The following is a 15189-nucleotide window of genomic DNA, read 5'->3' as shown; positions in this document are numbered from 1 at the left end:
CGGAAAACGGTCGAGAAGGGCCGCCGACCTGCCCACTTACCGTTTCCTTAATTCTTCATGGGAACTGGTCCGCGCCTTGGGACGCGCACGGCGCTCAGAAGCGGCCCGAGCCCCGGTACAGCTCCAGTTCCCCGTCGAGTTCCACCGCGAGCACGGTCGCGTGCGGGTCGAGGTCGGCCTCGGCGGGCGGGTCGATCCACAGCACGCCGACCGCCTCGTGCAGGCCGCCGATCACCCGGTGGGCGAGTTCGGTGCCGGTGCCGAGCACGGTGACCCGGCGGACCGGGGTGACCAGCCCCCGGACACCGATCTCGGCGCGTGGGACGTCGAACAGGGTGAGGTAGAGGGTGCGGCCGTCCGCGGAGAGGGTACTCGGCCCGTAGTGGTGCCCGGCCGGCAGGCCGCGGACCGTGCCGTACACGGCGTCGGAGTGCTTGCGGATCCACTCCCCCAGGCCTTCGAGGCGCTCGACCTGCGGCTGCGGGACGGTGCCGTCCTCCATCGGGCCGACGTCCAGGAGGAGGTTGCCGCCCCCACCGATCGTCTCCGTGAAGTAACGGATCAGCTGGCTCAGCGACTTGTGGTTGTCGTCGTGGTGCTGATAGCCCCACGAGTCGTTGATGGTGAGGCACAACTCCCAGGGCCCGTCCGGGGGTTCGATGGGGGCGCCCTGCTCCGGTGTCGCGTAGTCGCCCTCGCTGAGCATGCGGGCGTTGAACACGACGTGCGGTGCGTACGAGCGGATCAGCGCGGCGAGGTCCTTGATGCGCCACTGCTCCTCGCTGCGGTCCCACTCGCCGTCGAACCACATCAGGTCGGGCCGGTAGCGGGAGGCCAACTCCCGTATCTGGCCGTCCCGGTAGGCGATGAAGCGCTCCCAGGCCGCCAGGTCCTCGTCCTGCGCGGAGCACTCGGAGTACCGGTTGTCCTCCAGCTCCGGCGGGCGGCCGGGCTTGCGGGTGGTGGCGTAGTCGGGGTGGTTCCAGTCGGAGTGCGAGTAGTAGAGGCCGACCTTGAGGCCCTGCTCGCGAAGGGCGTCGGCGTACCCGGTGAGGTAGTCCCGGCCGAGGTTGAGATCCCCGAACTCCGTGTCCCACAGGGCCACTCCGTCGTGGTGGCGGCTGGTGAGGACGGCGTACTTCGCGCCCGCGCGGGCGAACAGGTCGGCCCAGGCGCGCGGGTCGTAGTGCGCGCCGGTGAAGCGGTCGAGCTGGGACATGTACCGGTCGTGCGGCACGATGTCGTCGTAGAACGACCAGGACTCCTGGACACCGTCGACGGCGTAGATCCCCCAGTGGACGAAGATCCCCAACTTGGCGTCGGTGAACCACGGTTGCATGGGCACGGCTGAACTCCGTTGTGTACAAGGCCAGTCGGGGAAAGGCCAGGGGGCGGAACCGGTGTGCGACAACCGGTCCCGCCCCCTGGGGTTCTACTGACCTGCGCCCGCCCGCTTCAGACGGAGCGTCAGGATCTGGAAGGGCCGCAGGGTCACCGCGACCGAGTCGCCGTCGGTCGGGGCGTCCTCCAGCGGGCGCTCCAGCAGATCGGTGATGCCGGCGCCCGCGAGCGGGAAGCCCGTGCGCAGTACGCCCTCGGCACGGCCGCCGCTCGACTCGTAGAGGCGGACCACTACGTCGCCGGACTCGTCGTCGGCGAGCTTGACCGCCTCGACGGTGATGCCGTCGCCGTCCACGGAGACGACCGGCTGCGGGGCGCCGTCCGAATCGGCCACGCGCAGCGGGAGGTTGAGGGCGTAGCCCTCGGCGACCGCGTCCTCGATGCTCGCGCCGGGCAGCAGCGAGTAGACGAAGCGGTGCCTGCCCTGGTCGGCGCCCGGGTCCGGGATGCGCGGGGCGCGCACCAGGCTCAGCCGGACCGTGGTCGTCGTACCGCCGTCCTCGCGGACGGTGCGGGAGACGTCGTGGCCGTACGTCGAGTCGTTGATGACGGCGACGCCGTAGCCGGGCTCGGCGAGGTGCACCCAGCGGTGGCCGGAGACCTCGAAACGGGCCGCCTCCCAGCTGGTGTTGGTGTGCGTGGGCCGCTGGATGTGGCCGAACTGGATCTCGGCGGAAGAGTGCGCCGCCCGGATGTCCACCGGGAAGCCTGCCTTGAGGAACTTCTCGGCCTCGTGCCAGTCGATGTCGGTCTCGAAGTCGATCCGGGCACTGCCCGCGCGGACGGTGATCGTCTGCGTGATCTTCGAGCCCTTACCGAAGGACCGCTCCACACGGATCGCGCCGAGCAGCGGGTCCTGCTCGACGACCGTGATCGAGTCGGCGTCCAGGAGGTCGGTGAAGCGGTTCTTGTAGTGCTTGTCGACGTCCCACGCGTCCCAGTAGTTGGGGAGGTCGGTGTGCAGGCGCAGCAGGTTGCCCTGGTCGGCGAGGACCTCACGGCCGCCGTGGCGCAGGTCGCGCACGGAGGCGAGGGTCCCGTCGTCGGCGAGTTCGACGCGGACGATGCCGTTGTCGAGGACGCGGTCGGTGACGCTCACCGCCTGCGGGACGTACTCGGCGGCCAGCGGGGCGCTGCCGTTGGCGGGGACCGTCGCGTACATGGGCACGCCGGTCGCGGTGCGGATGACCTCGGCGCGGTCGTAGGGGCTGGTGTTGAAGACCCGGGTCGCGCCGCCGCCCAGCGCGGCCACGGCCGCCGCCGTCAGCTCCTCCAACTCCGTTGCCACCCGGGCGTATTCGGCCTCGGCCTCGCGGTGCACCCAGGCGATCGAGGAACCGGGAAGGATGTCGTGGAACTGGTGCAGCAGCACCGTCTTCCACAGCCGGTCGAGCTTCTCGTAGGGGTAGGCGTAGCCCGGTACGTGCAGCGCGGCCGTGGTCGCCCACAACTCGGCCTCGCGCAGCCGGTGTTCGCTGCGCCGGTTGCCCTGCTTGGTGCGGGCCTGGGAGGTGTAGGTGGCGCGGTGGAGTTCGAGGTAGAGCTCGCCGACCCAGACCGGGGCGTCGGGGTACTCGGCGCGCGCCTTGGCGAAGAACTCGTCGGGGTGCTCGACGACGACCTTCGGGGAGCCCTCCAAGTCGGCGAGCCGGCGCGCCCGTTCCATGATCTCGCGGGTGGGGCCGCCACCGCCGTCGCCCCAGCCGAAGGGGGCCAGCGAGCGCGTCGCGCCGCCCTTCTCCGCGTAGTTGCGGACCGCGCGGGACATCTCCTCGCCGCTGAAGCGGGCGTTGTAGGTGTCGACCGGCGGGAAGTGGGTGAAGATGCGGGTGCCGTCGATGCCCTCCCACCAGAAGGTGTGGTGGGGGAACTTGTTGGTCTGGTTCCAGGAGATCTTCTGGGTGAGGAACCACTCGTTGCCGGCGAGCTTGGCGAGCTGCGGGTAGGCCGCGTTGTAGCCGAAGGAGTCGGGCAGCCAGACGCCCTTGGTCTCGACGCCGAAGTGCTCGATGAAGAACCGCTTGCCGTGGATGAGCTGGCGCGCGATGGCCTCGCCGCCGGGCAGGTTGCCGTCGGACTCGACCCACATGCCGCCGACCGGCGCCCACTGGCCGCGCTTGACGGACTCCTGGATCCGGGCCCACACCTGCGGGTAGTTGTCGCGCACCCACTCGTACTGCTGGGCCTGGGAGCAGGCGAAGATGAAGTCCTCGTACTCGTCGGCGAGCGAGGTCACGTTCGAGAAGGTGCGGGACGTCTTGCGCTTGGTCTCGCGGATCGGCCACAGCCACGCCGAGTCGATGTGCGCGTGCCCGACGCCGGAGACGATGTGCGCGCTGGCGTTGGCGGGCTTGGAGAGCACCGGCTTGAGCGCGGCCCGGACGTCGGCGGCCGTACCGGCGACGTCGTCGAGGTCGAGGAGGTCGAGGGCGCGGTCGAGGGCGTGCATGATCTCGTGCCGGCGGGGGTCGTGCTCGCCCAGTTCCAGCATGAGTTCGCGCAGCACCTGGACGTCGAGGTCGAGGTGGAAGACCTCCTCGTCGAGGACGGCGAGGTCGGCGCGGCGGAATGTATACAGTGGACGGTCGCCCGCGGTCAGTACATCGCCGAGCGGTGTCGTCTTCGAGAAGTTGTCGGCGAGGATGTCGGGGTTGGAGGCCGCCTCGACCAGGTAGTCGATCACCTCGCCGCCCGCGGCCGGGTTGGCGATCGCGACGTACTGGTTGAGCGGGTTGACCGCCTTCAGCGGCGTCCCGTCCGCGAGGTGGACCAGCGCCTCGGCCTGGTTGCCCGGCCAGTCGCCCACGAACCCGAGGTCGATGACGGCCTCGACGCGCTTCCCGGCCCACTCCGCGGGCACCTGTCCGCGCATCCGGAACCAGGTGGTGCCCCAGGGCGGACCCCAGGGGGTGTCCATCGCGAACGGCGCGTACGGCGCCGCCGCCGCCTCTTCGAAGGAGACCGGCTCACCCGGGGCCTGCCAGGCCTCGACCGTGAAGGGCGCGGTGGCCGCGTAGATCGCGGGCTTGATCCGCTGGTCGTGGGCGCGCTGGACGCGCTCCTCGATCCGGCTGCGTTCGTCGTGCATGGGAGGTCTCCAGGGAACCAGGGAGCTGAGCTGCTGAGAGCTTGGGGAGCTGGTGAGAACTCGCTGCCGAGATCTCGGGGGAAAGCGCTTACCGAACGATGCCTACTTAAGGTACGCCAGACCCGGGTGGACCTCGGTGTAGCCCTCGACCAGGCGGCGCGCGACATTCACGGAGTCGACCAGCGGGTGCAGCGCGAAGGCCTTCACCGCGGTCGCGCGGGAGCCGTTCTCGGCCGCCGCGAGGACCTCGCGCTCGACGCCCTTGACCGCGCAGACCAGGCCGGTGGCGTGGTCGGGCAGCGGGGCGACCGCGACCGGGTGGGCGCCGTTGGCGTCGACCAGGCACGGCACCTCGATGACGGCGTCCGCGTCGAGGACGGACAGGGCGCCCTGGTTGCGGACGTTGAGGATCAGGGTGGTGCGCTCGTCGCGGGCGATGGCCCGCATCAGGGCGAGGGCGACCTTCTCGTACCCGCCGGAGAGATCGTCGGCGTCGCGCTCGCCGGCGCCTGCGGTCTCCCGGTTCTCCGACATGTAGGTCGCCTCGCGCTCGGCGCGGGTGCGGTCCCAGGCGGTCAGCGCGGCGGCGTCGGGGCGCTTCATCTCGTCGTAGAACTGGGCCTGTTGGTCGCGCAGGAAGGCGCCGCGGGTCCGCTCGACCTCGCGGTAGGCGCGCACGGTCTCGCGGTTGAAGTAGTAGTAGTGCAGGTACTCGTTCGGGATGGCGCCCAGCGACTGGAGCCAGTCGGTGCCGAAGAGCTTGCCCTCCTCGAAGGAGCCGAGCAGGTCGGGGTCGGCGAGCAGGCGCGGGAGTTCGTCGCGGCCCGCGACCCGCAGGCCGCGTACCCAGCCGAGGTGGTTGAGGCCGACGTAGTCGATGAAGGCCTCGCGCGGGTTGGCGCCCAGCACCTTGGCGATACGGCGGCCGAGGCCGACCGGGGAGTCGCAGATGCCGATGACGCGGTCGCCGAGGTGGCGGGACATGGCCTCGGTGACCAGGCCCGCCGGGTTGGTGAAGTTGATGACCCAGGCGTCGGGGGCGAGGCGGGCCACGCGCCGGGCGATGTCGACGGCCACGGGGACGGTTCGTAGACCGTAGGCGATACCGCCGGCGCCGACCGTCTCCTGGCCGAGGACGCCTTCCGCGAGGGCCACCCGCTCGTCGTTCGCCCGGCCCTCCAGGCCGCCGACGCGGATCGCGGAGAAGACGAAGTCGGCGCCGCGCAGGGCCTCGTCGAGGTCCGTGGTGGCGGTGATCGTGGGGGCGTCGGGCACGGTGGCGGCCTGTTCGGCCAGTACACGGGCGACCGCATACAGTCGACTGTCGTCGAGATCGTGCAGCACCACCTCGGTGACCCGGCCCTCACCGCGGTCCGTCAGCAGTGCCCCGTACACGAGCGGCACCCGGAATCCGCCGCCGCCCAGAATCGTCAACCTCACGTTTGCACCTTTCCTGCCACGACGACCTCCACGCCCGCTTCCTCCAGGGAGGAGCGGGTCGCCGGGTCGACCGGGGCGTTCGTCACGACCGCGTCCAGGTCCTCGGGACCGCACACCTTCGCCATGCCCGTACCCGGGAACTTCTGCGCGTCGGCGAGCAGGACGACCTTCTCGCCGGCCTTGATCATGGCCCGTTTGACCGGCACCTCGACGACGGTCGTGTCCATCACCTGCCCGCCGGGCCGCACCCCGCTGGTGCCGAGGAAGACCCAGTCGGCGTGCAGCTGGCGCAGGTTGTCCTCGGTGAGGAAGCCCACCAGGGAGCGGTACTCGCGCCGGACCATGCCGCCGAGCAGCACCAGTTCGATGCCCTCGTCGTCGGCCAGCTCCTCGTAGACCACGAGGTTGCTGGTGATCACGGTGAGCCGGCGACCGCGCAGTTGCCGGGCGAGCCGGTAGGCGGTGGTGCCGATGTCGAGGAGGACCGACTCGCCGTCCGCGACCATCGAGGCGGCCTGGGCGGCTATCGCGTCCTTCTCGGCCACCCGCACCTCGGCCACCTCGGCGAAGGGCTGGTCGCCCTCGTCGGCCACGGCACCGCCGTGGACACGTGTGAGCAGCCCGTCCTCCTCCAGTTTGAGCAGGTCGCGCCGGATGGTGGCCGGACTCACGCCGAGTTGCTCGGAGAGGTCGGTCACAGAGGCGGGGCCACCGGAGCGAAGGGCCCGCAGGATGAGTTGGTGTCGTCGTTCTGCCAGCACGCGGTGCACACTACTCGTCATCTTCAATCATTTCTATGCTCAGTTCTGCTCGGGTATTGACCAATCTCCCCGAGCAGCGCACGATTCCGGCATCGAAAATGACGAGTTTTGACGAGAGGTGGTGCGCGTGGACGACGACAGGCCCGATGTGCTGCTGACCGGGCTGCTCTTCTACGACCTCGTCCTGACGGGTCTGGGAAAGCCGCCGACGCCGGGCGAGGAGATCTGGACGGCCGGCATGGGCTGCGGCCCGGGCGGCATCGCGAACCTCGCGGTGGCCACCGCCCGCTTCGGCCTGCGCACCTCGCTGGCCACGGTCTTCGGGGACGACTTCTACGGCGAGTACTGCCGGGACGTCCTGTGCGACCAGGAGAACATCGACCTCTCGCTCTCCCGCACCGCGGACGGCTGGCCCACCCCCGTCACCGTCTCGCTCGCGACCGGCGACGACCGGGCGCTGGTCACCCACGGCCAGGAACCCCCGTACTCGCAGGACACGCTGATGGGCGACCCGCCCGAGGCGCGCACGGCGCTGGTGCACATCGAGGCCGAGCCGCGCGAGTGGATCGCCAAGGCCGCCGCGAACGGCACCCACGTCTACGCGGACGTCGGCTGGGACCCCACCCAGGAGTGGTCCCGCGACCTCCTCGACCAGCTCGCGCTGTGCCACGCCTTCCTCCCGAACGAGACCGAGGCGATGGCCTACACCCGCACCGACAGCGCGGTGGCGGCCCTCGGCACGCTCGCCGAGCTGGTACCGGTGGCGGTCGTCACCCGGGGCGGGGACGGCGCTGTCGCCGTCGACCAGATCACCGGGGAGTACGCGGAGGTCCCGGCCCTGGCCGTGGACGTCCTGGACGCGACCGGCGCCGGGGACGTCTTCGGGGCCAGCTTCGTCACCGCCTCGCTGGCCGGCTGGCCGCTGGCCGAACGGCTGCGGTTCGCGGTCCTGTCGGCCGGACTCTCCGTCCAGCAGCACGGCGGCGCCCTCGCCGCCCCCGGCTGGTACGGCGTCGACCGCTGGTGGCGCTCACTGACCGACCCCGGCCTGAAGCGGACCTACGGCTTCCTCGCCGACCGCCTGCCGGCGGACGTGGGCCCCCCGGTGCGCCACGCGCCCGTCACCCCGCCCGCCCGGCAGCCCTGACCCGCACCCGATCCACCGCCCCACCCCAGAACCCCACAGCACCACCGCCGACACACCCACACCACCACGCCCCTCAGTACCACGCACAGGAACAACAGGAGTGACCCGTGGACCTTTCACGCAGAGGCTTCCTCCAGGCCGCCGCGCTCACCGCGGCGGCGTCCGGCCTGACCGTCGCATGCGGCGGCGGCTCCGGATCGGGCGGCACCAAGAACGGCAAGAACCTCACCCTGTGGTACTGGGGCGGCGCGCTCAGCGACAAGGTGGTGGCGGAGGCGAAGACCCACTTCAGCAGCACGGTCAAGCTGACCGCCGCCTCCATCGGCGGTGACTTCAAGCAGAAGCTCACCACCACGCTCGCCGCGGGCGGCTCCTCGGTGCCCGACATCACCGGCATCAAGGGCGAGGACATCGCGTCCTTCCTGCCCAACGCCTCCCGCTTCCTGGACCTGAACGACCTGGGCTTCAAGAAGATCTCCTCGCAGTACCTGGGCTGGAAGACGAAGCTCGCCCAGACCTCCGACGGCAAGCAGATCGGCTTCCCGATCGACATCGGCCCCACCGCGCTCTTCTACCGCGAGGACCTGTTCGCCAAGGCCGGGGTGGCCACCGACCCCGACAAGGTCGCCGCCCTGGTCAAGACCTGGGACGACTACTTCGCGCTCGGCACCGAGTTGCAGAAGAAGAACCCCGGCAGCTACCTGGTCAACAACATCGGCTCGGTCTTCACCGTCGTGGTCGGCCAGGGCACCCAGCGGTTCATCGACAAGAACAACCACTTCATCGGCGACCAGGACCACATCCGCGCCGCGTGGACCACGGCGGTGCGGCCCTACACCCTGGGCATCGACGCCAAGATCAACGACAACAGCTGGAACGCGGCCATCGGCAAGAACCTGCTCACCGAGCTCGGTGCCGCCTGGCACGCGCTGGACATCGAGCAGGCCGCCCCGCAGACCAAGGGCAAGTGGCGGGTCTGCGCCAACCCGGTCGGACCGTCCAACCAGGGCGGCTCCTACCTGGCGCTGCCCAAGCAGTGCCGCAACCCCGAGGAAGCCTTCAAGATCATCAGCTGGATCCTCAGCCCCGCCAACGACGCCCGCGGCTTCACCGACGCCGCCATCTTCCCGGCCGCCCCGGCCGCGTACGCCATGCCCGCGATGACGGGCCCGGACGCGTTCTTCGGCGGGCAGAAGATCATCGAGGTGTTCGGCCCGGCCGCCAAGGCCATCCCGGACAGCTACGAGGCGCCGGCCGACGCGGCCGTCATGGCCCCGTACATGACGGAGCTGACCAACATCGAGGCCAAGGGCAAGAAGCCCGACGCCGCCTGGAACGACGCGGTCAGCCAGGCCAAGCAGATCGCCCGCCGCCAGGGGGTGAACTGAGGTGACATCCCCTCCGGTCACCGGTACCGCCGCGGTGCCAGAACACCGCGGCGGGCCGGGCCCGGCCCGCTTCCGCCCACGACGCGCCACGCCCGCCGGCACCGTCCGGCCGAAGCGGCGCGGCCCGCTCGCGTACTGGCGCCAGTACCTGGCGATCTCGCCGTTCTACCTGATCTTCGCCGCGTTCTCCTTCTTCCCGGTGTTCTACTCGCTGTACCTGGCCTTCCAGCGCTGGGACGGGCTCGGGGACAAGCAGTTCGTGGGCCTCCAGCAGTTCAAGTTCCTCTGGTCGGACCCGGTCTTCTGGCTGTCGATCCGCAACACCCTGGTGATCTGGGTGCTGTCCACGGTGCCCACCCTGCTGGGCGCCCTGGTGCTGGCGACGCTGCTGCACTCGGTGCGCCGCTTCAAGGGCTTCTACCGGATCGCGCTCTACGTCCCGAACGTCACCTCGATCGTCGCCGTGGCGATCTTCTTCGGCGCGGTGTTCAGCAACAACTTCGGCCTGGTCAACGCGATCCTCGGCACGGTCGGCATCTCACCGGTGCCGTGGCTGAGCAACCCGTGGCTGATCAAGGTGGTCATCGCGCTGCTGATGACCTGGATGTGGACCGGCTACAACATGATCATCTACCTGGCCGGTCTCCAGGCGATCCCGACCTCGATCTACGAGGCGGCGAAGATGGACGGCGCCGGCCCGGTCCGCACCTTCTTCCAGATCACCGTCCCGATCCTGCGGCCGATCATCCTGTTCACCGTCATCATCTCGACGATCAACGGCCTCCAGAGCTTCAGCGAACCCCAGGTGCTGTTCGCCAGCAACGCCGCGAACGCGAATCTCGGCGGCCCGGGACAGGCCGGTCTGACCACGCTGCTGTACTTCTACCAGTCGGCCTTCCTCAACAACGACTACGGCTACGGCGCCGCCATCGTGTGGGCCTTCTTCCTGCTGATCATCGTCCTCGTCGCCGTCAACTGGCGCATCACCCAACGAGGGAGGAAGCCGTGACCACAGCCGACACCACGGCCCCCGCAGCGGCCGACCCGACCGGGCCGGCCCCGCGCGCGCGACGGCTGCGCCGCCCCAAGGGCCTGACCGCGCACATCATTCTCATGGCGGCCGTCCTGCTCTCGGTCTTCCCGTTCGTGTGGACGATCGTCATGGCCACCAACACCACGCAGGACATCTACAAGAGCCCGCCGAAGTTCACCTTCGGCTCCCACCTGCTGGAGAACATCCGGCACGTGCTGAACACCATCGACTTCTTCGGGTCGATGCTCAACACGATCGTCGTCGCGACCGTCACCACCGTCCTGGTGCTGTTCATCGACTCGCTGGCGGCGTTCACCTTCGCGAAGTTCGACTTCCCCGGCCGCAAGGTGCTCTTCGGCACCCTGCTGCTGTTCATGATGCTGCCGCTGCAACTGGCGATCCTGCCGCAGTTCATCCTCATGTCGAACATCGGCTGGGTGGGCATGCTCAAGGCACTGATCCCGCCGGCCCTGGCCAACGCCTTCGGCATCTTCTGGCTGCGCCAGTACATCGAGAACGGCGTGCCCGACGAACTCCTCGACGCCGCGCGCATCGACGGCGCCGGGTTCTTCCGCCAGTACTGGAACATCGCCCTGCCGATGATCAGGCCCGCGCTGTCCTTCCTCGCCATCTACGCCTTCGTCGGCGCCTGGAACGACTACGTGTGGCCGCTCATCGTGCTCACCAACCCGGACCACGTGACCCTCCAGGTGGAGCTGGCCCAGCTGAACGTCGGCCACACCACGGACTACAGCATGGTCATGGCCGGGGTGCTGATGGCCTCGCTCCCGCTGGTGCTGGTCTTCGCGATCTTCGCGCGCGGCTTCATCGCGGGCGCCACCGAGGGCGCGGTGCAGGGCACCTGACCCGCGCAGGGCACCTGACCCGCGCGGGCCGCCCCGGCCCGCGCGGTACAGCCGCGCGGTACGCACCGCGCATTCGCGCGATACGCGCAGCACAGAGGAGGATCCGGTGACGGACACCGACGCCGAGCGGACACGGGCGGCGCGGGGCGAGGCGCCCGCGGCGCCCCCGCCGCGCGACAAGGTGCTCGTGGTGGGCATGGACGGGCTGCGCAACGACCGGCTCATGCGCTCCCCGGCCCACGCCCCCGTCCTGCACGGCCTGCTCTCCGCAGGCGCCCACGGCACCAGCCTGCTGCCCTACGGCGAGGCAGACGGCCAGGCGGAGGGCGGGCCGCGGACGAGCATGGCCTACACCGACTCCGGGCCCGGCTGGTCCAGCGTGCTGACCGGGGTGTGGCCCGACCGCCACGGGGTCACCGGCAACGACTTCGCGGGCGCCGACTACGCCCGCCACCCCGACTTCCTCACCCGCGCGGCCCTCGCCCGCCCCGGTCTGCGCACCGCGGCGGCGGTGTCCTGGCCGGAACTGGTCCACCGCGGGGTCCTGGGCCCCGCCGTCGGACAGCGGGTGCAGTACGACGGCGAGAGCGACGGCTACGCGACCGCGGACGAGCTCGTCGCCCGCACCGCGCTGCGCTGGCTCGCCGAGGACGATCCCGACCTGCTGTTCGTGTACTTCGGCGCCACCGACGAGGCCGGCCACGCCACCGGCCCGCTCTCGGCCACCTACGACCACGCTCTCCTCGCCCAGGACGCCCACCTGGGGCGGCTGCTGGCGGCGCTCGACGCCCGGCCGGCCGGGGAGCGGTGGACCGTGCTGGTCACCACCGACCACGGGCATCTCGACACCGGCGGCCACGGCGGCGACACCCGCGCCGAACGCGAGGTCTTCGTCGTCCTCACCGGTCCCGGCACACCCGCCGGCACCCGCCTCGACGCGCCCCGGCTCGTCGACATCGCCCCCACCGTCCTGGACCGGCTCGGCATCCCCGCCGACCCGGCCTGGGGCCTGGCCGGACGCGTCCTGCCCGGCCCCACCACACCGTCCCCGCCACTCGCGCAGACCCCAGAGGGAGCCGTCCGCCGATGAACGATCCGTCGATCCACGGGCCCCGGCCCGCCGATCCCCTGATCGCCCTCCGCCCCTGGGAGGCACCCGAACTGACCTCCTGGGCACGGCTCCCCATGAACGCCGTCGACCGGCACACCGGAGCGCTGTCCCTGGACGGCGACTGGCGCTTCCAGCTGCTGCCGGCCCCGGACGCCCCGCTCGCGGATGCCTGGTCGTCCGCCTACGTGCCGGGTGTATGGACCATGCAGTCCGCCGGCGCCGACGACCTTCCGCAGTACACGAACGTCCGTATGCCGTATGCGGAATTCCCTCCACTGTCGCCCGCCGACAATCCGACGGGTGTCTACGAGCGGGAGATCGACGTCCCCGCCGAGTGGGCGGGCCGGCGGATCGTGCTCCGGGTGGGCGCCGCCGAGAGCGTGCTGCTCGTCCAGGTGGACGGGCGGCCCGTCGGTGTCTCCAAGGACTCCCACCTCGCCGCCGACTTCGACCTCTCGGCCGTCGTACGGCCCGGCGGGCGCGCCACCGTACGGCTGACCGTGGTCAAGTGGTCGGACGCCACGCACATCGAGGACCAGGACCAGTGGTGGCACGGCGGCGTCAGCCGGTCGGTGCTGCTGTACGCGACCGACCCGCTGCATCTCGCGGACGTGACCGTCCGGGCGTGCCACGACGGGCAGTTGCAGGTCGACTGCCAGGTGCGGGACGCGGGTGGCGCGCTGCCCGCCGGGTGGTGGATCAGCGGCGACCTCGACGGCCGGCCTCTCGCCCAGGACACCGAGTTCGACCGGTTCAACACGGAGGACGACCGGGTCTCCGACTTCCTCGGAGAGGCCCGCATCCGGGACACCGTCCCCGAGGTACGCACCTGGAACGCCGAGACGCCCGAGCTGTACGGGCTCACGGTCCGGCTGCACCGGGCCGACGGCACGGTCGCCGACACGGCGCACGCACGCATCGGGTTCCGTGACGTGGAGATCGTCGGGCGGGACCTGCTCGTCAACGGGGAGCGGGTGTTCATCCGGGGCGTCAACCGGCACGACTTCCACCCGCTGACCGGCCGCACGGTGTCGTACGACGACATGCGCGCGGACCTCGTGCTGCTGAAGCGGTTCGGGTTCAACGCGGTGCGCACCTCGCACTATCCGAACGACCCGGCGCTCTACGACCTCGCGGACGAACTGGGGTTGTATGTCGTCGACGAGGCGGACATCGAGTCGCACGACCACGCGCACGAGATCGCCGACGACCCGCGCTACCTGAACGCCTTCGTGGACCGGGTGTCGCGGATGGTGCTGCGCGACAAGAACCACCCGTCGATCATCGTCTGGTCGCTGGGCAACGAGTCCGACTACGGCGCCAACCACGACGCGGCGGCCGGCTGGGTGCGGCGGCACGACCCCACCCGGCCGATCCAGTACGAGGGGGCCGCCAAGCGCGGCTGGGCGGACCTGTCCCTCGCCTCCGACATCGCGTGCCCGATGTACGCCTCGCTGGAGGACTGCGTCGCGCACGCGCTGTCCGGCGAGCAGACGAAACCGCTGATCCAGTGCGAGTACTCGCACGCGATGGGCAACAGCAACGGCACGCTCGCGGACCACTGGGCCGCCATCGAGTCAACCCCGGGTCTTCAGGGCGGCTTCATCTGGGAGTTCTGGGACCACGGAATCCTCCAGCGTGTGAGCGACGGAAGACCCACCGGCCGCGCGGGCGCCGGACTGTATGACAACGGTGTCGCCGCGCCCGGTCAACGCTGGGCGTACGGCGGTGACTTCGGCGAGACGATCCACGACGGCGCGTTCATCGCGGACGGCGTGGTGTTTCCCGACCGCACGCCCAAGCCGGTCATGTTCGAGCACCGGGAGATCGCGGCGCCGCTGCGCATCGAGAGCTTCCGGCACGAGGGCATCGTCCTCGGCAACCACCAGCACTTCCGGGGCCTCGAATGGCTCTCCGGGACCTGGGAGTTGGCGCTCGCGGACGGCCGTACGCTGACCGCCCCGGCCGAGCTGCCCGCGCTGTGCCCGGGTGAGACGGCGGCCGTGCCGCTGCCGTTCGGGCTGCCGGAGGACGGCGGCGAGGCCTGGCTGACGCTGCGGGTGACCACGGCCGAGGACCAGACGTGGGCACCGCGCGGCACCGAGGTGTGCGCGCCCCAGGTGCAGCTGCGGGCGGCGCCTGTCGTGACACCGCCGGTGGTCGGCGGCGGACGGGTCGAGGTCGACGGCGAGGGGCTGCTGCTCCACCCGCTGCTGACGGTCGCGCCGACCCTGTCGCTGTGGCGGGCGCCCACCGACAACGACGAGTTGGGCGGGATGGCGCTGCGCTGGCGGACCTGGGGGCTCGACTCGCTGGTCCGCAAGGTGGTGTCCGTACGGCGGGACGGCGAGCGGGTGACGGCGGTCGCCGAGTACGCGGGGGCCGTCGGTGTCGTGCGGCACTGTCAGGTGTTCACACCGGTGGAGGGCGGGGTGCGGGTCGAGGAATCGGCCGAACTGCCCGAGGAGTTCGACGACGTGGCCCGGGTGGGCACCGTGTTCGAGACGGTGCCGGGGCTCGATCTGCTGGAGTGGTTCGGCCGGGGTCCGTGGGAGTCGTACCCCGACCGGGCCGCGGGTGCGCCCGTGGGCCACCACTCGGTCCCCGTCGACGAGTTGTTCACCCCGTATCTGCGCCCGCAGGAGAGCGGCGGCCGGCACGGGGTGCGGCGGTTCACGCTGTCGGCACCGGACGCCACCGGTCTCACGGTCGAACTCGACGAGCCCCGCCAGGTCTCGGTGACCCGCTACCGCGCCGACGACCTGACCGCCGTACGGCATCACGACGAGCTGGTGCCGCGCGCCGCCTGCGTGGTGCAACTCGACGCGGCGCACCGGGGATTGGGCACGGCATCGTGCGGCCCCGACACCACACCGCAGTACCTCGTCGCACCGGGTGTCCATCGCTGGAGCTGGACCCTGCGCGTTCTCTGAACCTCCCGGTTCTCAGCAGCT

General features: G+C 70.7%; 10 protein-coding genes. 6 read left to right on the top strand and 4 right to left on the bottom strand.

What is annotated here, in order from left to right; translation table 11 throughout:
• Window positions 1–94: 94 nt before the first annotated feature.
• The 4 genes from ACIQPR_RS07260 to ACIQPR_RS07245 all read right to left on the bottom strand — a co-directional run bounded on the left by ACIQPR_RS07260 (window position 95) and on the right by ACIQPR_RS07245 (window position 6690).
• Window positions 95–1345, bottom strand: a complete 1251-nt coding sequence (locus tag ACIQPR_RS07260) for an alpha-L-fucosidase (protein ID WP_403643299.1) — start codon at window positions 1343–1345, stop codon at window positions 95–97.
• An 87-nt stretch (window positions 1346–1432) separates the two neighbouring features.
• Window positions 1433–4489 (bottom strand): alpha-mannosidase, encoded by a 3057-nt coding sequence (locus ACIQPR_RS07255; protein ID WP_403643296.1) that lies wholly within the window; start codon window positions 4487–4489, stop codon window positions 1433–1435.
• A gap of 102 nt (window positions 4490–4591) precedes the next feature.
• On the bottom strand, window positions 4592–5929 hold the full coding sequence (locus ACIQPR_RS07250) for a 6-phospho-beta-glucosidase (protein ID WP_403643293.1): 1338 nt from the start codon (window positions 5927–5929) through the stop codon (window positions 4592–4594).
• Window positions 5926–6690 (bottom strand): DeoR/GlpR family DNA-binding transcription regulator, encoded by a 765-nt coding sequence (locus ACIQPR_RS07245; RefSeq protein ID WP_403643290.1) that lies wholly within the window; start codon window positions 6688–6690, stop codon window positions 5926–5928. The genes ACIQPR_RS07250 and ACIQPR_RS07245 overlap by 4 nt, the downstream gene beginning before the upstream one ends.
• A gap of 127 nt (window positions 6691–6817) precedes the next feature.
• Here ACIQPR_RS07245 and ACIQPR_RS07240 point away from each other — a divergent pair, with 127 nt between their 5' ends.
• The 6 genes from ACIQPR_RS07240 (at window position 6818) to ACIQPR_RS07215 (ending at window position 15168) form a co-directional block, all read left to right on the top strand.
• Window positions 6818–7837, top strand: coding sequence for a carbohydrate kinase family protein (locus ACIQPR_RS07240; RefSeq protein ID WP_403643287.1), 1020 nt, complete (start codon window positions 6818–6820; stop codon window positions 7835–7837).
• Between the two features lie 107 nt (window positions 7838–7944).
• Window positions 7945–9225 (top strand): ABC transporter substrate-binding protein, encoded by a 1281-nt coding sequence (locus tag ACIQPR_RS07235; protein ID WP_403643284.1) that lies wholly within the window; start codon window positions 7945–7947, stop codon window positions 9223–9225.
• Window positions 9226–9259: 34 nt separating this feature from the next.
• Complete coding sequence (locus tag ACIQPR_RS07230; protein ID WP_403644740.1) at window positions 9260–10234, top strand: carbohydrate ABC transporter permease; 975 nt, start codon at window positions 9260–9262, stop codon at window positions 10232–10234.
• 104 nt (window positions 10235–10338) lie between these two features.
• The gene (locus tag ACIQPR_RS07225) at window positions 10339–11124 is read left to right on the top strand and encodes a carbohydrate ABC transporter permease (RefSeq protein WP_403644738.1); all 786 of its coding nucleotides are present in this window, start codon (window positions 10339–10341) and stop codon (window positions 11122–11124) included.
• A gap of 106 nt (window positions 11125–11230) precedes the next feature.
• On the top strand, window positions 11231–12214 hold the full coding sequence (locus tag ACIQPR_RS07220) for an alkaline phosphatase family protein (RefSeq protein ID WP_403643282.1): 984 nt from the start codon (window positions 11231–11233) through the stop codon (window positions 12212–12214).
• On the top strand, window positions 12211–15168 hold the full coding sequence (locus ACIQPR_RS07215) for a glycoside hydrolase family 2 TIM barrel-domain containing protein (RefSeq protein ID WP_403643279.1): 2958 nt from the start codon (window positions 12211–12213) through the stop codon (window positions 15166–15168). The genes ACIQPR_RS07220 and ACIQPR_RS07215 overlap by 4 nt, the downstream gene beginning before the upstream one ends.
• Window positions 15169–15189: the final 21 nt, after the last annotated feature.

This window comes from Streptomyces sp. NPDC091280 (assembly GCF_044768565.1).
Classification (GTDB): Bacteria; Actinomycetota; Actinomycetes; order Streptomycetales; family Streptomycetaceae; genus Streptomyces.
The sequence above is the reverse complement of the archived record's forward strand: the minus strand, read 5'-3'. Positions and strand labels throughout refer to the sequence as shown.

Coding starts and splice junctions, on each gene's coding strand:
- ACIQPR_RS07255 (WP_403643296.1), bottom strand. CDS start 4,489: ATGCACGACGAACGCAGCCGGATCGAGGAGCGCGTCCAGCGCGCCCAC.
- ACIQPR_RS07225 (WP_403644738.1), top strand. CDS start 10,339: ATGGCGGCCGTCCTGCTCTCGGTCTTCCCGTTCGTGTGGACGATCGTC.
- ACIQPR_RS07215 (WP_403643279.1), top strand. CDS start 12,211: ATGAACGATCCGTCGATCCACGGGCCCCGGCCCGCCGATCCCCTGATC.